This window comes from Paenibacillus sp. P4_E11, assembly GCF_056401635.1.
Map to the genome: position 1 here is coordinate 1 of NZ_JBFUIX010000100.1, position 19,184 is coordinate 19,184.

The window sequence follows — 19,184 nt, forward strand, 5'->3', positions numbered from 1 at the left end:
TCTCATAGGAACGAAACTCTGCTTCCGCTCCATGACCGGCCTTCCTGCCCAACCAACGATCTTCGTGTATAAGCTGGGACACAGCCTGGCCTTTCTCGATATAATCGCGTACTTCGTCCAGTTGAAGTCGCATCTGCGGTTTGTAGGGTGTCATCCGGCCGTTCTGGAGATCAATGCTCACGTAGTAGAGCAAGGCGCGGAGCATCGCTTCCGACTTGGCCAGCAGCACTTCCTCCCGTTCATTATGCACCGGTCGGCGAATCAGATTGACGGTCGTTCCTACTGTCATCCCGATCAAGACTAGTGCGATCTGATGCAGCGCAGCACTCCCGAACAGCTGATCAGCAGTCCCCATCGTATTAACTGCGACGATCACAGCTAAAGGTAATGCCGTCGTCTGCTTGAAGCGCACATGCAAGGCCATGACCAACAAAGCAACAGCCGCAATGACCGGAGCGCTACTGCCAATGAGCTCGACGACGGAAATGCCCAATAAAGCAGCGAACAGGGCGCTAACCAGATTGGTCACAGAGTGTCGGAGCGAGCGGTACACGGAAGGCTGAACCGCAAGCATGGAGATAATGCCAGCAAAATGGTCAGGCTCAAGCCCCAGCAGCCGGGCTATAGCAATACTGATCATGATGGAGATGGCTGTCTTGACGACGCGAAGACCAACTTTCATGGGCAACACCCCCGCAAGTGATGTATATGTTATATATACTAACACAATAATCACTATTCGGGCTATATATTCAAAAGTAACGTTATATTAGTTGACACAAATCATATAATTCCAATGTTAGATTTTGCGAACCGCGATTACATCGATCTCTATCAGAATATCGAAATTCAGATCGCAGTAAATCGTTGTGCGTGTCGGAAAAGGGGCTTGGAAGTAGGAAGCATACAGCTCATTGAACTCGTTGTAGTCGTTGCGATGCTTCAAGTACACTTGAACTTTAACCACATCATTGAAATCGACACCTGCGGCTATCAGCACTTCCCGAATGTTGTCCATCGTCTGCGCGGTTTGGGACGCTAGATCGGGGCCGACCACTTTGCCGTCCTTGAGCCCTCCTTGTCCGGATACGAATACGAGAGATTCAGTCTGAATGCCGGAAGAAAACGGCAAATTGTGCGGTGGTCCTACTTTTACTTCTTGCTTCATCATGTGGTTCTCCCCTATTCGGTTGGGTTATGTAAGGCAGTCGTAATAAACTTTACACGCCGAATGATTTTACGTCAAGAAAATAGTTTTCTATATGAGTAAAGCAATTCTATGTTAAGAATTACCGTCCGGAATATTACCAGATGGTCCTGGGTGGATGAGTTCAGTTAGCACTGAGGCCGGCAGGTAGAGGGGCCTTTAATTCGCTCTCATTAGCCCTTACGGACATAGAAGCCGTTATTCGTCCGTTTCAGCCCGTCTCAAGAGTAGTTGCGGACACAGAATCCGTTATTCGCTTGAAACAAGATCCTTTTCCCCTTCCAACGACGAATAGCGGAACCAGTGTCCGTTAAGTCTGTCTAAACCTGCTTGTTTGACCACATAAGGTCTCTCATGTCCGCAACGATTGTTGTACATTCAAAAAAGTAGGGGAACCTGATTCCACCCTGAAAACTTTTACTTTCTAAAAAAAGCAATCCAGAACTTGAAAAACAAGTTCCAGACTGCCCACTATAGTGAATGATCCAATAAGGCGCTCAATTCACTCAAACTATGTATCACTTCAACTTCTTCCGTACTTATTTCATGATTTTTGTTTAACCAGAACCCTCTCATTCCTGCTTCCTTACTCGAGAGTGCATCCGTGTGCAACCGATCACCAACATATGTACACGCATCCGTTGGTCTATTAGCTCTTCTAGAGGCTTCAATGAAAATCCGTTTGTCTGGCTTAGCTATTCCAATTTCATCTGAAGTAATCATTACTGTGAAATGTTCGATTATACCGAGATTCCTTAGTTTCTTAAATTGCTGATCGTAATTCCCGTTTGTAATAATCCCTTTTTCCTCATGAGTTATCTTACTAAGCCAACGCACAACACCCGACCGGAAGCATCTCCGGTCAGGTTCGGACAAAATATCGATCACTTAATCGTGCTTGTGTAGATGAGGACAGCGTCCCGCAAGAAGGCTGCTACTCCAGGTTGCTCCTTGTCATAATAAGCGGTGAACCGCTCATCATCCACATACATCTGTGCTAAGCCTGCATGCGCTTCTTTACTGTAACGGTCCCAGTAGAAGCTAAGCCATTGACGGTGCAAATCTGCTGCTTGCTGTGCCAACTCACCAGCCGGGTCGCCTGTTGCGAATGCTTCAGCTAGCGTTGTGTGAATCGAAGCACCTAGCTGTTCAATCTCAGCGTATTGCTCTTCGGTCATCCCTTTGATTTTGCTGTTGGATTTGTCGATTGTTTCTGCGCCATATTTGGCTCGAATCTCAGCACCATATTGTTTCTCGTTATCCTCAATTAATTGTTGTTTGAAGCCTTCGAATTTCTGCTTGTTGCTCATCGTAGCCTTCCCCTCTCTCTCAGCTAATGTCAGCTCGACATTCGCAATCAACATATCCAGCTGTTCCCGCTTCTCAAGGAGCTTCGCGCGATGTTCCTTCAAGGCACGGTCCGCGTCATATGTCGGCGAATTAATCAAATCCTGAATTTCCTCCAAGCTCACACCCAGCTCTCGGTAAAAAAGGATTTGCTGTAATTGGTCGACCTGTTGCTGTCCGTAAATGCGATACCCGGATGAATTGATTCTCGCCGGCTTGAGAATGCCAATTTCATCGTAATATCGGAGCGTCCGGGTGCTGACACCCGCCAGGAGCCCCAACTTCTGCACGGTATATTCCATCGTTGTCCCTCCTGACACATTCATCGTACACCTTTACGCACCGTTAATGTCAATCGCATTTTTGCAGAATATTTTTTGCAATATTTAGCCAATCTATAGTTAGCTCGCAAGTGAAATTTAAGGAAATTAGGATGATGAGGCCCTATGTTTTTATTTCTCAAATTATTCAAAAGAAAACGATATTCCAACCATACAAAGGGCGCTCATGCGCCGCAACAACCGAGCAACAGGGAAGGCATCCCCCTCCATGCCGATTTGTCACGTAATATTACTGAGCTACACAAGCTGTTTTCCCTAACGCCCGATCTGGTTGTACGACGGTTAACGATTAGCGGGATGAACGCAGAAGCTGCGCTTGTGTATTTAAGCAGCCTGATCGATAAAACGACCATCAACAACGATATCCTGCGTCCCTTGTTGGACGAATCTACGGACTCCAAGGGAGACATTCCGCTCACAAACGTAGGAAGCGTCCGCACCGGCACGAACTGGGGACAGTTGGAAAGTGCGATTCTTGAAGGAGAGAGCGTGCTGCTGATCAACGGGCGAAAAGTTGCCCAAATCTTCGATACGAAAGGTTGGCCGCAGAGGGCTCTTTCAGACCCACAACTAGAGACCTCCTTGAAGGGCGCTCATCAAGGCTTCTTGGAAACCGGGTCGCAAAATATCGCCCTAATTCGCAGGTATATTCCGAATCGGGAACTTAAAATCAAGGAAATGTCAATTGGGACACGCGGAAAATCCAAATTATGGATTTTGTATCTGGCCGATGTTGCCCATCCCGAAGTAGGGAAGGAGTTGGAAACCCGTATTGCTAATATTAACATTGATTCGATTATCAACACAGGCGAACTCGTCGAGCTCATCGAAGACAATCCTTATTCTCCTTTTCCACAGTTACTTCTCACAGAGCGTCCGGATTCGACTGTATCTCAACTTCTTCAAGGCAGATACGCTGTCATTGTGGATGGTTCCCCGAGTGTAATGATTGCACCGGCGTCGTTTTTATCTTTTTTCCAAAATATTGATGACTACAGCACCCGTTGGCTGATCGCATCGTTTATTCGGTTGCTTCGTTTTTTAGCGTTCACCATCGCTTTATTGTTGCCGGCGGTTTATATCGCTTTAATCTCGTTTAATCATGAAGTCATCCCCATGCAGCTGATGACTTCCATTGCCGAGTCGAGGGCACGTGTGCCGTTTCCGCCTTTGGTTGAAGCGATGTTAATGGAAATTACACTTGAAATGATGCGGGAAGCGGGAATCCGGTTGCCTGCTCCGATCGGGCAAACGATAGGAATCGTCGGCGGTATCATCATTGGTCAAGCAGCGGTGCAAGCAGGGATTGTCAGCAACATTATGGTCATTGTCGTCGCTTCAACTGCCATCGCGTCTTTTATTATCCCTAGCTATGATATGGGAACCGCCATTCGGCTGCTGCGGTTTCCGATGATGGGACTGGCGTTCATGTTCGGTATTGTGGGGATCATCATAGGGATGATGATCTTGGTCGCTCATCTCGTTTCGCTGGAGTCCCTGGGCACTCCATACGGGACCCCGCTCGCCCCTTTCCGATGGGCCGATATGAAGGATTCATTCGTGCGTCTACCGATATGGACGATGAGGAAGCGGCCGAAGAGCACTAGAGCGGTCCAATCCACCCGACAAGGAAACAACCGCCCGAAAGGGGACCACTCATGAAGAAATATGCTATGAACGAAGTAACCACGATGCAGTATATTTTACTCCTTCACGGGGCCCAGATCGCAACTGGTGTCCTGTCTCTACCTAGGGGATTGGCTGAAAAAGCGGGAACGGATGGGTGGATGTCGCTAATCGTGGGCTGGATACTCAATCTGACCGCCAGCCTGCTCATAATCCAAGTCATGAAGCGTTTTCCTGATTGTACTCTGATCGATATCCTGGGACAGCTATTCGGCAAATGGGTAGCCAAAATCGCCACTGTACCCTTGATATTGTTTTTTGTTTGTTCCGCTTGTGTCGTTCAGATCAATACGATGCTCTACGTTAAGACTTGGCTTTTGCCACGAACACCCGATTATCTCATCATGCTTCTAATTGCTATTCCGAGTTATATGGTGGCTCGCAACGGCTGGAGGGTCGTAGGCAGATACAGCGAACTCGTGTTTTACATGACGGCCTTGATGCCGTTTTTCCTCTTGCTGCCTTTGAAGGACAACCATTTGATTCATTTGTTTCCCTTGTTTAAGGAAGGAGTTATGCCGGTATTTCAAGGTGTAGAGACAACGATCTTTTCGTTATTGGGGTTTGAAATTGTATTTCTCCTCTATCCGTTTTTGCAAAAAAAACAAATGGCCGTTCGAGGAATCGTTGTGGCCAATACGTTAACGATACTCGTGTATTTGTTCGTCACTCTCATTTGTTTTGYCTATTTCAGTCCCGACGAAATTCTGGTCTACAATCAGCCTGTTCTGAACTTGCTTAAAGTGATCCAATTTCGCTTCTTGGAACGGTTTGATTTGGTTTTTATGGCCTTCTATATGTTTGCGGCCTCATCCGCCTGGATCCCTTATTTGTTCTGTGCCAGCTTCTCAGCAAGTCAGTTGCTGGGTAAACAGGATCACAGTCCATATGCTGCGGTATTTACCGTGTTGTGTATTGCGGTTGTGTTTGTGATTCATCCTTCCTGGAATCAGTCAGAGATTATGACCAAATGGATGAGTCGTAGCGGAATTGGGATCGCCTTTGTATTCCCTCTGCTGTTGTGGATGTATGTACAGGTGTATCTAAGAATTCGTAAGGGGGCCGTGCAATGAAACGAAGGATCGTGTGTGGGATGCTAGTCATCCTGACCACATTTATGGCAGGGTGCTCCGACCGTGTGAATGTGRAGGAAGTCACGTTTTCTCTGTTGGTCGGAATTGACCTGGACGATCAGGATCGCCTTGTCTTTACCGCATCGAGTCCTGTGTTCAGCAAAGAAGCTAAGGACAAGGAGGAGGAATTTGAAGTCCGTACGACCACGCTTCGGAAATCCAGAGAAGAGTTCGATCGCAGTGTTGTCGGCCTTACTACGGGCAGCAAAACCCAGGTGATCTTGCTCGGCAAGCGAGTTCTGGAGCATAAAGATTGGTTTAAGCTCTTGGATCCCTTCTACCGCGACGTCAAGAATACGGTTCAATCTTCTGTAGTACTGGTAGACGGTCCCGTATCCGACATTGTAAGTTTCTCACCGAAGGACAAACCGCGCCTTCCCACATACTTGTCGACGCTGCTCCGTACAGCTCACCGAAGGAATATAGCGGAGGAGACAACGCTCCAGGACTTACACAGGCAAATGTTGGAGAAGGCCATGACACCGAGCATGGCGGAGTTGCGCAAAGACGGAAAAGTGATAGTGATGGGAACTGCTCTGCTACGGGAAGACGGTCGTTACCAGCTAAGCCTGGACCCGGACGAAAACAAATTATTGGCCATTCTGAGTGGCCACCCAAGAGGAGAATTTCAATTTACAGTCAAGCTTCCATCCCAGACGGAAACCAGTATTTTCAACTTTGACACGATTAGTTTTAACGCCTCAAACTTTTCAACCAAAACAAAAGTACGTTACGCGAATGACAAGTTTCAATTCGATCTTAATGTGAAAATGAAAATTGCCATGACCGAAAGGCCTTTTCCTTTCGACGTGAGGCAGTACGCCCATCTATTGGAGCAAGAGATCGAACAGGAGCTTGAGAACCAATTTGCTTCGCTAATGAAAAAAATACAGGCTGCGAAGATTGATCCGACCGAACTCGGACTGCATGCGCGAGCCAAACAATACCGGCACTGGAAAACCGTTCAGGATCATTGGGGGGAAGCGTTGGCAAAGTCGGATGTGAATGTGAGCGTGCAGGTTAGAGTTATGTCAATGGGCGTAATCAAATAATCATGTAAAATCAAAAGACGGTCTTGCTCTAACGAGTTCTCACGGCATCCCGATTAGCTTGAATCCTTTCGCAGTGCGAAAAGATTCAAGCTAAAAACAATCGTATGCAAGCGTTTAACCGTTATAGTCAAGCTATTCCTGCTGCCCCGTCACTCAGAAATCATACCCAGCGCTCCGCAACAACGTTTCTAGTTGAATTCTCGCTTCACGTATTGTTGCATCCAGCTCCTCCACCGTTGGTGTTACGGCATTCGTACCATCCACCCGCTCTACGACAACCGGTCCGCTAAAGCCACCTTGCTTCAACTGACGGAACATGGCGGTGAAGTCAATGTCCCCCTTGCCCGGAATAGGGAAGTCATTCACAGCACGGACGCCGCGATGATCCTTCGCGATGAACGATGTGATCCGGCTAACCTGCAGCTTCTGCATATCCTGCACCGGATCGATGCCTTCGTAATAATGAACGTTACCTGGGTCATAACATGCTCTAACAAAAGGTGAACCAATCGATGCGATCGTATCCAGCAAATGTTGCGCTGTTGCTGTATTACCCGTATGCGGCTTCAGTGTGACGACAATCCCGTACTCTTCGGCTAGCACTGCTACTTCGCGGAATCGGGCAGCGAAGCTGTCAACTTTGTGCTGCAGTTCTTCCTGCGGCAGCGGTGTGTTGGGGAATTCCTTGTAGCCCCATGTGCCAAGTGACAACAGCTCTGGAATGCCGAGTGCCTTGGCCGTCTCGAACCGTTGACGCGCCCGTTCGATCGTCTGGCCCGGGCCGAGCTGGTTCGTACTGACCAGCATGATCGGCTCCACACCGTATTGGTCGAACAACCGCTGGAGCTTCGTGGCCGCATTCGGATCGTTCTCGTCCGGCACATCGCTGCCGGCATGCGGTAGTCCGAATGCGATATAGCGGTAGCCGGCCTCCGAGATCCCTTGCAACGAGCGCTCGAACGAATGCTTGATATAAGGCAGCGTCATGCAAGTTAATTTCACTTGATTCGTCTTGGTGCTCATGCCAACACCCCGCCGGATTCCACAAACACCTCACGGCGCTCTTTCAAGGAAACGTACGCCGCTTCAGAAACAGCGATGACCTTGAGACCGTCCTTGAGTGAAATAAGTGGCTGCTGATCGTAGCGGATGCAGTCGATGAAGTGCTGGTTCAACCGAACCCACATGTCATTCTCGCTATAGGCAATGCGCTGTTCCGGTTCCTTATCCGACTTCACGCGGATTTCTCCATTGTTGTTCACAATCGTCAGCTTCTCTGTGGCTACACCGGTCATGTCGTACTCTACACGGGTAATCCATGGTGTGCTGACGTGCCCGATCCCGCCGTTCTTGAATTTCAACGCTACGGTGAACGCGTCCGCTACGCTACCCGGAGGCAGCAAGTATGTACCGCCGTAGGAGAAGACGCTCTCTATATCGCCACAGAGCCACATAAGGATATCGTAATCATGGGAACCGTGCGAGAAGATCGGTCCTTTGGCAGTCTGATCGTCGAAATACCAGCTTGGTGTATCATAGTGATGGTCACGGTACTTGTCATACACTTGCTGGTTCGGGTCCAGAAAGTGTGTCCGCATCGACCACGCCTGCAATGGCTTGCCGGCATCAGCGCGCGATACGGTCTCCTTCATCGTGCGGTACCTCGGATCGAAGCGAAGCGGATAGCCGACCATCGCTTTCAATTCAGGATGACGGTCGCCGGCAGCAACAATCTCAGCGCCATCAGCCACCGAAGTAGCCAGCGCCTTCTCCAGGAATAGATGCTTGCCAGAATCCAGAACCGCCTTGGAAATGTCCACATGCAGATGATCCGGCGTCGCCACCCAGACAGCATCGAGATCCTGTTGCAAGAGCTCTTCATACGTGTCGTATACGGTCGCTCCGACTTCCTTGGCCAACGATTCCGCTTTACTTCTTGTACGATTGTGCACGGCTGTGACGGATACACCCGGCAACTTGTGAAGCGTTCTTGCGTGAAGCGTTCCCATGAGTCCACAGCCGATTAGGCCGACTTTAATGTTATTCATGTTCGAATCTATCCCCTTCGGTTAAATGTAAGTGAGTAAATTGTCGGAACTTGTTATTAAACGTTCGCTGGCGTTACCGGTTTCCCGCCGTTCTCAGCCGCCTCGTACATCGCCCAGATCGTACGAAGCGATCTCATCGCTTCGATGCCATCCGTATCCGGAGTTGTTCCGTTCTGGATGCATTCCAGGAAGTGCTCACATTCATAAAGTGCATTCGTGCCGTCTTCCTTGCTGAGCTGCGCGATTGGGCCGAATACCGTGTTGCGTCCATCTGCATTGATGACCTCGATCTTGTTCATCCCTTCGAGAATAATGAGCCCTTCCGTCGTATGAATCTGTAGGAAGGAAGGCATCGACTTGTATTTCATGCCCCAGCTAGCTTCCAGATGTGCAACAACGCCGTTCTCGAACTGGATAACTCCATGCGACGTGCCTTCACCTTCCATCCATTCCGTGCCTACACGGGTTCCGAGCGAAGTAACAGCCGTGGGATTGCCGAACAACCAGAGGAACAAGTCTACATAGTGGCAGCCGTGGCTGAACATGACGCCTCCGCCTAGTTGCGATTTACGGGAAAACCAGGTGTTCGGCATCGGCTGAAGGTATGCCTGAATCCAGATGTTCGCGCTGAACGGCTTGCCGTATTGCTCGCTGTCCAATATTTCCTTCAGCTTGATGATCGCTGGTAGGAAGCGAACGATGTACGCCATCATGAACGTGGTGCCCTTGGCTTTGGCTGCTTCGATCGTCTTCATGCAATCTTCCTCGGTATTGGCGAGCGGCTTCTCCAGCAGCACATGCTTGCCGGCAGCAATCGCTTGCAGCGACTGAGGCGCATGTAGATGATGCGGTGTACATAGACTGACCGCGTCGATATCGTCCATAATCTTCGTCCAGTCAGTCGTCCAATTACAACCAAGCTCCTTCGCTACTTTCTCTGCCTTCTCCTCATCCAGATCCACGACCCAGCGCAAGTCGGAACGTTCTGACTTGGCGTATGCGTATGCGTGCTGAAGCCCCATGTTTAACCCTACTACGGCTGTGCGAACTTTGGTATTGGTACTCACTGTTCTGATTCCTCCTGGGGATGGCTCCGACAACTTGATATCGGGCCTCTTATGATTAGGGTCCTAGCTTAATTGCTGCAGCAGTTCTATCGATTTCTGAACGAAAATATCACCTGTATCTTCGGACAGCTTGCTGTTATTCGTGATCCGCGGTTCGTACCCGCCTTGATTGTACGCTTCCTTAATGCAGATGTACCCGTGTGCCGAGCCGTTGCACAGCTCGTTCACTAGTGTGTAGGGGAACTGCGATTCGTGCTTGATCCGAAGTCCGAACTCTACGAATATTTCCGCAGGCAAGCCTACGATCCCAAGTTCGCCAAGCTTAACCGCCTGGATCTCGATATCGGTTACACCCGGGCCTGCCGCCTGAATGCTGCGGATTTGCCTGGCGAATGCTCGTTCCGAGTCCGTTGCCTGCGCACCATTAAGCTCGGCATCTTCCGCCATCTTCAGCTCCCGCTCGGTCGGAACGCGATGTTCGACCTGGAACGAGGATATCTTGACGTCGATGTCCAGCTCGCTCGCGAGTGACGTAATCTTCTCTCTCACCTTCAGCACTTCTCCAGCTAGTACCGTGCCCATTCGAATATGGTTGCGCGAATCACGCGGTACGACACCGCTTACATCGATGTGATTGATGTTGCCGCATGCACCCAGCATGAACAGGCTAACCGTATGGTTGCCTAGCACCTTCTTGATCGTGCTGCTAAGGGCACCGGGAAAGTCTGCGCTGTATTCCGATCCCGATACGGTATCGGTGTGACAAGCGTAGTTGGTCAACACGCCCATTGGACTTCCGTCAGCTGCGTCATCGATGCGTACGACGAGCACCTCGGGATCAATCGGTCCAGCAGGCCGGTCAATCAATGGATTGTTAACACCAGGATTGGTCGTGACTGAACCATCTTTCATATAGAAGCGGCGGTTGAATGCAATGTTCGCCTCTTGCCCTCTGCCCAAGCCGATACGRGCTTCCTTGCGGCCATTATAGGCCAGGATACCAGCGTCGCCCGCTTTCTGCGCCATCCACTCCATATAAGATTCATTCACCTTGCTGCTGAAGCCTTCCTTGACTGGCGGACCCGTGTGGGTGTGCGTCGCAGACACCATGATGTTCTCAGGCGGAATACCGGTTGCTTCTTGCACTCGTTGTCGAATACGTTCGACGTCCCTACGTGCCAGATCGATTGCATCCACCACGATCAAACAGATCGTTATCTTACCAGACTCTACGACTAGTGATTTCGCATACAGCAGATCCTTGATCCCACTCGACTTGCGGTCTACAAAATAGCCGGGTATAGAATTACCGAGCGGCGGGGTAATATCAACTTCGCTCATGCCGCATCGCATCATGGAGCATCTCCTTCTTTCCGAGAAAGTGGCTGGCCTGTTTGACCTTCATGTTAAGCGATAATCCATGGAAGGTCTTTACATAATCGGACTGATTTTTTGCACTTTTTGCATCATTTATTGACACCGAAAAAGGTTTCTTTTGTGCAAAAATTCGATTACACTAGCTAATATGATACATCGGACTCAGGTGGGAGGATTTGTCATGAAAAAGTTCATCAGGGTTCCCTTGCACGAAGATATTGTGGTCAAGAAGTTGATCTCGTTCCACTACAACGAGCTTAACAAGGATTATGTGTATCCCGGTGAGAAGCATAATTTTTGGGAATTCCTGTATATGGACAAGGGCGAAGCTGAGATCAATATTGCCGATCGCAAGCTTGTTGTGAAACAAGGGGAGCTTGTCTTCTACTCACCGAACGAGTTCCACAGCTTACGGGCCAATCGTCGCGTTGCTCCGAACATCATGATAATCAGTTTCGACTGCAAGTCTGAGGCCATGAACTACTTCCGCAGCAAGCTGTTCAAGCTGAGTGACGACGAGCAGCTGCTGTTGTCCGGYATACTGCGGGAGGGTGGAATCGCTTTCAATGTAGGCAAGCCAGGCGCTGCTGGGATTAGGAACAAAGTGTCGCGGGTGTTCGGGGCGGAGCAGATGATCAAGCTGTACTTAGAAATGATGCTAGTACTGCTCGTTCGCAAGCAATCGGGTATTGTCACCGGAACTACGACAGCTGGGAGCGAGTCGGTGACACAGACAAGCGTCCAGTCGGCTGGTCCAGATCAGCGAGAAGCCGCTGCGGCCTTGTCGCTGTCTTCAGCTGCCAAGTTGAAGACGGACGCCGAGATATGCGCCACACTCAAGGAACTGCTGCTTCAGAAAGTCGGCGAGCAAATGAAGCTGGATGAGATTAGTCGGAAGCTGAATATCGGCAAAACTAGGCTGAAAGCGATATTTAAACGGGAAACCGGGTTTACGATTCTGGAGTACTACAATCGGCAAAAGATTGAGCGAGCCAAAACGTATATTCGTGAAGAGAACATGAACTACACGCAAATTGCCGAGAAGCTCGGCTACAGCAGCATTCACTACTTCTCGCGGCATTTCAAGCAAGTGATGGATATGACCCCTTCGCAGTATGATAAAAGCTTACGGGCAAGAGTATTGGATAAAATCGCTACATCCCATTCATAAGGAGTTGCTTGAGCTATGAGCCAAACCCCGTATACCATTCGCACGTTGAACGAATGTACATTTGACCAAGCCGTACAATTGTGGAATGGAGGGTTCTCGCAGTATTACTCGGATATGACGACAACTGTGGACAAGTTCATGGTTTACTTGGGGACACAGCGTATCTCCCCGACGTTGTCGGTAGCGATGTTCGTCGATGATCGGCCCGCTGGCTTTGTGTTGATCGCGACTCGCCAAGTGAACGGCAAGCTTCTTGCCTGGAACGGCGGAACCGGAGTCGATCCTGAATTCCGCGGTACGGGCCTTGCGAGACCTCTGATGCAGGCCGCCGTGGATCATATGCGGGCAGCGGGAGTGAATACCGCTTATCTGGAAGTGGTGTCGAAGAACGTAAAGGCGATTGCCGCCTACGAAGGCTCCGGGTTCCGCATCGTGGATGACTTAATCGGACAGAAGCATGACGGCGCACYGGACCGTGGATCGTTCGGGATGGGCTCGCTGACGACAGGAACAGAATCGGCGACGAACAGCTACACCGTACGGTTCGGGAAACCGTCCGATGTGATTGGCTTACCGTTCTTCCCGGTCCATTCACCATGGTCAGGCCAATGGTTCCAACTCCAGTCGAGAGGTGGCGATTCACTGCAAGTACTGGATGCCGCTGGCCTGGTCGTCGGCTACGCCTTGTTCTCGCGGAACTATAACGATCAGGGCGAGCTAACTTCCATCGCGCTGCAGCACTGCGAGGTTGCGCCTGACTGCGAAGATAGCGTTGCTATCGCGCGTACCGCACTGGTTCACGCTTTTGGCCCGTACGATTTGCCGATTACACGGCAGACTGACAACCTGCGCTCATCGAACCCTGCCGTTATGGCAGCGTTGACCGAAGCAGGCTTCGCGACCGTGTACGAGCAGAAGCTAATGGTGCTTGAGTTTTAAGAGAGTTCGATCAATCATAGTATAAAATGCAAAAATGACCCGCAAAAGGGCACTTTTCATCAAAGTGTTCCTCTTACGGGTCACAGCTCAGTCTACATGAACTAATTACATGGTCCCGCCGCCACCTCTTACAGAAGGAGGAATGGTCTCTGGACCTTTGTTAATATTCTCGTATATAAAAGTACCGATCTGGTGTTCGTCAAACGCGGTAAGCTGTAGCGTCTTGGTCCATGCGGTCACCCAGACACCGACGTCAGCAGGGACATCCTCATTGGGAACAGCTAGGATGCCCGAACCGGCTTTCGTGAAATGGGTCAAATGCTCGATTCGCTTCATCACGTCAGGTTTCGTATCGGAACGATAGTAGATAATAATATCTCCATGCTCCAAATTGTGCACCAGTTTCTCATTCGGCGGCTTGTCCTTATAGAACCCGAATTTTAAGTCGTGTGGACTGTGCGGGCCTGATGTAGGTATCTTCATCTCGTAGTTAACCGGGCTATCGGTATGCCCCGCGCCATAATCACGGTCTTGCGTCACCTTAATAGCGGCCTTGTAGTTCAACTTACTGATATCATATTTGCCCGACATCGTAGTCAAGAATATAACTAGTAGAATGATAGAGCCTGCTAGCAGCACATGCGAAGTTGTCTTGATTGTCGCCTGTTTTTTGTGCAGCTGTTGTTTCTGTTCCTTCTTCAATCGGCTTGTGTTCTTCTTATGAAGCGATGATGCATACATATACCCGCCTAAACTTACTAGAAGAACCAATATCCCCACTACCAAAAAAATCATGTTCACAGCTTGTGACCTCCCCCATTTACACTTAAAATTATAACTTTTCGTATATTACTTATCAATGGGAAGTTACTAGTAAATACCTCCTGCTTTTCTATACGAAAAAGAGACGCCTTCCATTAGAAAATTAGAAAGGCACCCCCTCTTCACTTCATAAACCATTGCGCATTCACAATATCGACTTATCAATCTTAATGACTACTTTCCTATACTCCGCAGGTTGCTGGATGGTGCAGCCTGGACGATGGATATCCGCAGGGAAAAGAATAGCATATCGTCCTGGTGTCATGTGAAGGAGCACTTCATCAGACAGTTCCTCATACAATCGCACGTCATGCTTAGGCCGATCCTCTGTAACCCGCTGCCACTCGTTCAACGGCGCTACGCCGATCCATTCTTCCCCGCTTAACACATAGTGAATGTCCAGCTTGTCGTAATGGGCTTCGCCCTTGGCAGTTCGCGTTGATTGCGTTGTGACGTGAGAAATGATAGCGAACATCTCCTCGCCCCGGATCGGATGCGACCCGTCAGCCAGCTGCGAGAAATCTGTCTCTGCAAGAAACTGCAATGCTTCTCTTAGTACCGGAGAATATCCGGCTTGTTCTTCGTTCAAATGCTCTATATTGCCAACGATCATCCGTGCTACCTCTTTTCTAATATAAAGTTCAATGCATAGATCCATTCCAACACTTTGGTAAGACCATAATATACCATGAACACTATAAGAATATAGACTGCTCTACCAGCTGTCAATCATTGTTTTTTCCGTAAGACAGTCGAGGTTAGTTGTAATAAAAAAGCGCTCCCATCCCCTTCGGATGAAAGCACCTTTTCCTTCAATTAAGCCATGCTGACAGCAGCACCGTTGTTTGCGGCGGAACGCTTCTCGGCTTCGGCAATTTGCAGCGCCACCCATGTGTCCTCCGGTGCCGAACGGTCGACCGAGCCGTTGTTCAGTACGGCTTCTGCGAAATACCGAATCTCCCGGTAATAACCGGTATCCCCGGACAACGATGGCACGAAGCCTACTCCATCCTTAGGGTAATCTTTCAGTACCCGTTTCTCGAACACCAGATTGCCGCTTTCGAAATTGACACGAAACGACATCTCGAAGCCATAGTCGCCATGCATCGTCCGGTCAACCTGACAGTTGACGACTTTCTGGTCAGGATACACATAGTTGGTGGAAATGATATCATATGCACTGTCTGGCAGCACATGTCGGGCAATGGTAGTAACCGCCTGCGGCTTGCCGAACAGCCAATTCACCATATCGATGTCATGGATGTGCAGATCCATCATACCGCCGCCGCTCGTATCCTCCTTCACCATCCAGTCCTCGAAGGTCCACTTCGGCGGGTTCCCTCCTCGGAAGAACGAGGCGGCGAGCACTTTTCCGTAACGGCCGCTTGCAACCGTTTCCTGCAAGTATTCGTATTCCGGCCAGAAGCGCAGGCATTGAGCGATCATCAGCTTTTTCCCGTTGYGGTTGGCCGCTTCGATCATCGCTTGACCTTCTTCCGTATTCAAGGCCATCGGTTTCTCGCACAGCACATGCAAACCAAGATCAAGAGCACGAATGGCGATCCGGGCATGCAAGTAAGTCGGCAGCGCAATGTCCAAGATGTCGAACTTCTCTTCCTCCAACATGCGGTCGATATCCGAGTACTGGGTGTATAGGCTGAAGTCGAATTCCGTGTTGGCTACTTGCATATTGCCGCCCGTGAAGAACCCCTCGAACTTTTTCTCATCCTTATCACAAATCGCCGTCACTTGAATGGGAAAACCTTCTTCCTGCAGCCGGATGTAGTTTTTCAAATGAGCCCTTCCCATGAAACCAAGCCCGATCAAACCTACCTTTAACATGATTACCTTATCTCCTTTATCTAGCAATCTAGCAATTCTAGTAAATAATCTGATATTAGTTCAACTCCGGTTGAAGTGGACCAGCTAACTCCTGTAAGAAAAATAACTTTCCAGCCATTGTCGGCATATAGGAAGATGGAACCCAAGGGTTCGGACCGTATTTCAGCGTCGTCCAGAATGACAGGCCTTGCCACATCATGCCTCTACCCAAGGCGCCGTCCGCGCCCCCAATCGCATAATCCGCTTGCAGGAACAATCCAGGACCGATCGTGTTAGCATAACAAGGCACGAGCGTCGTCCGGCTCTTGAAACTGGTAATCGCATTTTGTTCAATAGTAAGCGGATGCAGTTGTGCCCCGATCCGGTGAGTCTGGGCACGCCATTCGGTTTCGCTCGCATATTCCCCTGCGAAATGCGGCTCCCAAAAGGCGATATGAAACACACGTCCGATTCCATAGATGACGACTAGCTTCGCTCCCTCGCTCTTCAGCTTAGCAATCCGATCAGCGAACGTAGGCAGTTGGTCGCGAGTAGCAAAGTGCCGCTGATGCTCGGGAACCGTCAACTCCCCCAGTAAGTTGTAGAATGAATTTTCCATCGCATACTGGAAGGCTCCTGGATTGTCCGGAGGCAGCGTCCGTCCTTCGGCGTCGCTCCATTCGTCCATGTTGAAGCCGTGTACATGAGACGCGCTTACATTCCAGCTTCTTAGGAAGAATACCGTCCATCTGTACATCCCCATCGGACCGACCGGAAAGATGATCGCCAGTTGTCGGCCTTCCTCACGAGCAGCTCGGATTTGCAAGGCGATCTCATGTCCCATGTACACTTCGAAGTCATGGACCGTGCTGCAGGATACTGGCTGAAAGCCGTCATGCCAATGCGGTTCCCTTACGGAAACGTCCTCCGGCCCGTGACTGCTGCAGCGGTCGATCCGCTCCAAATCCCAGCCTTGAGGAAAATAGCCTTCCATTAATGAACCTTTTAATGTCGTTAACAAATTCATTGAAGGACCCCCTCGCCTAACCAAAGTTTCAGATTATGAACTGTCGCTCGAATGTCTCGGATCTGCTCTTCCCCAGAAATTTCCCGTTCTATGATTAGTTCTCCCTTGTACCCGATCTGCTGCAGCTTCGCGATAAATTCCGGAAACTGCACTTTTCCTTGTCCAGCAGGCACTTCCTTACCTAATAAACTCCCGTCAGTCGGATATAGGCCGTCTTTCACGTGCACGTTGCGAACGTAGCTGCCGATCACATCAAGGGCATCAATTGGATTGCCTTTCCCATACAGAATCAGGTTAGCTGGATCGAGATTGATCCCCAGATTGGATGTCCCAACGCGTTCGATCGTCCGCAGCAGCACGACCGGCGTTTCCTGGCCCGTTTCGAACCAGAAGCCGATGCCTTTGCTCTCGCAATGTTCGGCCACTTCGCGAATCGCCTCAACGACTCCTGGATATTCGGGATCCGTCATATTCTCCGGTATAAATCCACAATGGGTAATGAGCGCCGGAGCACCAATATAAGCTGCGTAGTCCGCCCAAGTCTTAAGAATACGCACCCGTTCTTCGCGATACTGTTGAGGAACAAGTCCTAGCGTTATCGGCCCTTCTGTGAAATTCCATTTCCCCGGCCCAGGCACCCAGCCCCATAATGCACAAATCCGCACCCCATGCTCATTGGATTCGCGAATGACATTATCGAAAACTTCTTTGTTGGCCATTGCCGGGTCCCAGCACATTAATTGGCACACATTCAAACCGAATTGGCTGACATGCTCGAAGCAAATCCCGTCATTCCTCAAAATGTTGATTACCCCGATTTCCATTGTTCTCCTCCTCATCCCATCCTATATTGCGGTAATATCCGCCTTTCTTAACGTAATCATAGCGTGAATGCATGCTCGAATTCTTTAGCGAATCAACCGTACTTTTTGCACTATTAGGTGCACGATCGTACGTTTTATTTGCACAAATTTGGAATTACAAAAGGAATTAATTAAATGATGTTGAAATACATGGGATACCACAAAAGCCTGTTTGACCCGAACCCTTCATTACATCAGGAAAGGACTTGKCAGATATGAATTTTCAGCGCTATCCCGTGCAGGAAGTAGTCTCGATCTATAAGCTGATCACTTGTTATTACTTTGAGTTGGCCAAAAATTACAGGTATGCTGGAGAGAAGCATGACTTCTGGGAGCTGTATTATGTCGATAAAGGCGAAATTGAAATCGATACGGATTGCGGACACTTCCATTTGAAGCAAGGCGATCTGTTATTCCATGAACCCAATGAATTTCACAGTGCTAAGGGGAACGGGAAAATTGCTCCCAACGTCTTCATTGTCACTTTCGAGTGCGACAGTCCTCCTATGACGTTCTTCCTGGAAAATAAACTGTTTCACCTGGGTGATTATGAGCGTACGCTGTTAAGCCAGCTGATGAAAGAAGGATTTAACGCTTTCGGCCCTAGTCCGGTGAATAGCGGGAGGAGATTATCGGCTAGAGAAGATGCTCCGTTCGGGAGTGAACACCTGTTCAAAATCCATCTGGAAATGCTGCTCATCCATATGATTCGAGTCGGTGTGTCCAATCAAGCAAAGCCGAAAATGACAGCGGTACCCAAAGAAAAACAGGAGCTCCAGCTAACAGACCGTATTCAAGCCTATATGGATGAGCATATCGGGGACAATTTGACCCTTGAGATGCTTTGTGATGAATTCGGTGTCGGACGTACACAGCTAAGCATTTTGTTCAAAAAACGGATGGGCTCGGGTGTCATGGAAGTGCTGAATGAAATCAAAATACAGAAAGCCAAAAGCTACATCCGCGAAGAAACTTACAACTTGACGGAGATTTCCGAGCTGCTCGGCTACAGCAGCGTTCATTACTTCTCCCGGCATTTCAAGAAATCTACGGGCATGACCCCCTCCGAATACGCCAAATCGATTTCCAGGGGCTACAGCCGTTATTTAAAAAACTGATAACAAGCAGGAAAGCCGTCCGGAAGCACACCGGACGGTCCTTGGTGGTTGTGTTCAGTTAGTGCGTGTGGGGAGGGAGTGAACAGGAGGTTCCACCCGCTGTTGAAATCGATTCCTTTGATTGAAATGTTGTCGTGGTTAGGAATCGGTTTCAAAGGCGGACGC

At 49.4% G+C, this 19,184-nt stretch carries 20 protein-coding genes; 6 read left to right on the forward strand and 14 right to left on the reverse strand.

What is annotated here, in order from left to right; genetic code table 11:
• The 4 genes from AC1DWB_RS26470 to AC1DWB_RS26485 form a co-directional block, all read right to left on the reverse strand.
• On the reverse strand, positions 1–682 hold a 682-nt coding region (locus AC1DWB_RS26470; protein ID WP_477544094.1), incomplete at its 3' end, for an aromatic acid exporter family protein.
• A 117-nt stretch (positions 683–799) separates the two neighbouring features.
• Positions 800–1,171: a RidA family protein gene (locus AC1DWB_RS26475; RefSeq protein ID WP_477544095.1), complete on the reverse strand. Its 372-nt coding sequence runs from the start codon at positions 1,169–1,171 to the stop codon at positions 800–802.
• Between the two features lie 507 nt (positions 1,172–1,678).
• Positions 1,679–2,095 (reverse strand): HAD family hydrolase, encoded by a 417-nt coding sequence (locus AC1DWB_RS26480; RefSeq protein WP_477544096.1) that lies wholly within the window; start codon positions 2,093–2,095, stop codon positions 1,679–1,681.
• A complete protein-coding gene (locus tag AC1DWB_RS26485; RefSeq protein ID WP_477544097.1) occupies positions 2,092–2,856 on the reverse strand; it encodes a MerR family transcriptional regulator in 765 nt (254 codons plus the stop codon). Before AC1DWB_RS26485 ends, AC1DWB_RS26480 begins: the two co-directional genes overlap by 4 nt.
• Before the next feature lie 144 nt (positions 2,857–3,000).
• Here AC1DWB_RS26485 and AC1DWB_RS26490 point away from each other — a divergent pair, with 144 nt between their 5' ends.
• The 3 genes from AC1DWB_RS26490 to AC1DWB_RS26500 are packed head-to-tail and all read left to right on the forward strand — an operon-like array spanning position 3,001 to position 6,766.
• Positions 3,001–4,557 carry a spore germination protein gene (locus AC1DWB_RS26490; protein ID WP_477544098.1) on the forward strand — a complete coding sequence of 519 codons (1,557 nt, stop codon included), beginning with the start codon at positions 3,001–3,003 and terminating at the stop codon, positions 4,555–4,557.
• The gene (locus tag AC1DWB_RS26495) at positions 4,554–5,654 is read left to right on the forward strand and encodes a GerAB/ArcD/ProY family transporter (RefSeq protein WP_477544099.1); all 1,101 of its coding nucleotides are present in this window, start codon (positions 4,554–4,556) and stop codon (positions 5,652–5,654) included. Before AC1DWB_RS26490 ends, AC1DWB_RS26495 begins: the two co-directional genes overlap by 4 nt.
• A complete protein-coding gene (locus AC1DWB_RS26500; RefSeq protein WP_477544100.1) occupies positions 5,651–6,766 on the forward strand; it encodes a Ger(x)C family spore germination protein in 1,116 nt (371 codons plus the stop codon). The genes AC1DWB_RS26495 and AC1DWB_RS26500 overlap by 4 nt, the downstream gene beginning before the upstream one ends.
• A gap of 153 nt (positions 6,767–6,919) precedes the next feature.
• On the opposite strand, the gene AC1DWB_RS26505 is transcribed toward AC1DWB_RS26500, so the two are convergent.
• The 4 genes from AC1DWB_RS26505 to AC1DWB_RS26520 all read right to left on the reverse strand — a co-directional run bounded on the left by AC1DWB_RS26505 (position 6,920) and on the right by AC1DWB_RS26520 (position 11,237).
• Complete coding sequence (locus AC1DWB_RS26505) at positions 6,920–7,789, reverse strand: sugar phosphate isomerase/epimerase family protein (RefSeq protein WP_477544101.1); 870 nt, start codon at positions 7,787–7,789, stop codon at positions 6,920–6,922.
• A complete protein-coding gene (locus tag AC1DWB_RS26510) occupies positions 7,786–8,814 on the reverse strand; it encodes a Gfo/Idh/MocA family protein (protein WP_477544102.1) in 1,029 nt (342 codons plus the stop codon). Before AC1DWB_RS26510 ends, AC1DWB_RS26505 begins: the two co-directional genes overlap by 4 nt.
• A gap of 56 nt (positions 8,815–8,870) precedes the next feature.
• Complete coding sequence (locus AC1DWB_RS26515) at positions 8,871–9,881, reverse strand: Gfo/Idh/MocA family protein (RefSeq protein WP_477544103.1); 1,011 nt, start codon at positions 9,879–9,881, stop codon at positions 8,871–8,873.
• Between the two features lie 63 nt (positions 9,882–9,944).
• The gene (locus tag AC1DWB_RS26520) at positions 9,945–11,237 is read right to left on the reverse strand and encodes a neutral/alkaline non-lysosomal ceramidase N-terminal domain-containing protein (RefSeq protein ID WP_477544104.1); all 1,293 of its coding nucleotides are present in this window, start codon (positions 11,235–11,237) and stop codon (positions 9,945–9,947) included.
• 202 nt (positions 11,238–11,439) lie between these two features.
• On the opposite strand from AC1DWB_RS26520, the gene AC1DWB_RS26525 reads away from it, so the two are divergent.
• Together AC1DWB_RS26525 and AC1DWB_RS26530 are read left to right on the forward strand one after the other, a co-directional pair.
• Positions 11,440–12,429, forward strand: a complete 990-nt coding sequence (locus AC1DWB_RS26525; protein WP_477544105.1) for a helix-turn-helix domain-containing protein — start codon at positions 11,440–11,442, stop codon at positions 12,427–12,429.
• 15 nt (positions 12,430–12,444) lie between these two features.
• Positions 12,445–13,368 carry a GNAT family N-acetyltransferase gene (locus AC1DWB_RS26530; protein ID WP_477544106.1) on the forward strand — a complete coding sequence of 308 codons (924 nt, stop codon included), beginning with the start codon at positions 12,445–12,447 and terminating at the stop codon, positions 13,366–13,368.
• A gap of 105 nt (positions 13,369–13,473) precedes the next feature.
• On the opposite strand, the gene AC1DWB_RS26535 is transcribed toward AC1DWB_RS26530, so the two are convergent.
• The 5 genes from AC1DWB_RS26535 to AC1DWB_RS26555 all read right to left on the reverse strand — a co-directional run bounded on the left by AC1DWB_RS26535 (position 13,474) and on the right by AC1DWB_RS26555 (position 17,862).
• Complete coding sequence (locus AC1DWB_RS26535) at positions 13,474–14,163, reverse strand: DUF3105 domain-containing protein (protein WP_477544113.1); 690 nt, start codon at positions 14,161–14,163, stop codon at positions 13,474–13,476.
• Positions 14,164–14,335: 172 nt separating this feature from the next.
• Positions 14,336–14,803, reverse strand: a complete 468-nt coding sequence (locus tag AC1DWB_RS26540; protein WP_477544107.1) for a NanQ anomerase/TabA/YiaL family protein — start codon at positions 14,801–14,803, stop codon at positions 14,336–14,338.
• 203 nt (positions 14,804–15,006) lie between these two features.
• Positions 15,007–16,032: a Gfo/Idh/MocA family protein gene (locus tag AC1DWB_RS26545; RefSeq protein WP_477544108.1), complete on the reverse strand. Its 1,026-nt coding sequence runs from the start codon at positions 16,030–16,032 to the stop codon at positions 15,007–15,009.
• Between the two features lie 55 nt (positions 16,033–16,087).
• Positions 16,088–17,038, reverse strand: coding sequence for a 6-phosphogluconolactonase (locus AC1DWB_RS26550; protein WP_477544109.1), 951 nt, complete (start codon positions 17,036–17,038; stop codon positions 16,088–16,090).
• The gene (locus AC1DWB_RS26555) at positions 17,035–17,862 is read right to left on the reverse strand and encodes a sugar phosphate isomerase/epimerase family protein (RefSeq protein ID WP_477544110.1); all 828 of its coding nucleotides are present in this window, start codon (positions 17,860–17,862) and stop codon (positions 17,035–17,037) included. Before AC1DWB_RS26555 ends, AC1DWB_RS26550 begins: the two co-directional genes overlap by 4 nt.
• A gap of 254 nt (positions 17,863–18,116) precedes the next feature.
• Between AC1DWB_RS26555 and AC1DWB_RS26560 the strand changes: the two genes are divergently transcribed.
• Positions 18,117–19,019, forward strand: a complete 903-nt coding sequence (locus AC1DWB_RS26560; RefSeq protein ID WP_477544111.1) for an AraC family transcriptional regulator — start codon at positions 18,117–18,119, stop codon at positions 19,017–19,019.
• Here AC1DWB_RS26560 and AC1DWB_RS26565 read toward each other — a convergent pair.
• Positions 19,004–19,184 (reverse strand): hypothetical protein (locus AC1DWB_RS26565; protein ID WP_477544112.1); only part of this gene is annotated, 181 nt, incomplete at its 5' end. The two genes, AC1DWB_RS26560 and AC1DWB_RS26565, sit on opposite strands and share 16 nt — an antisense overlap.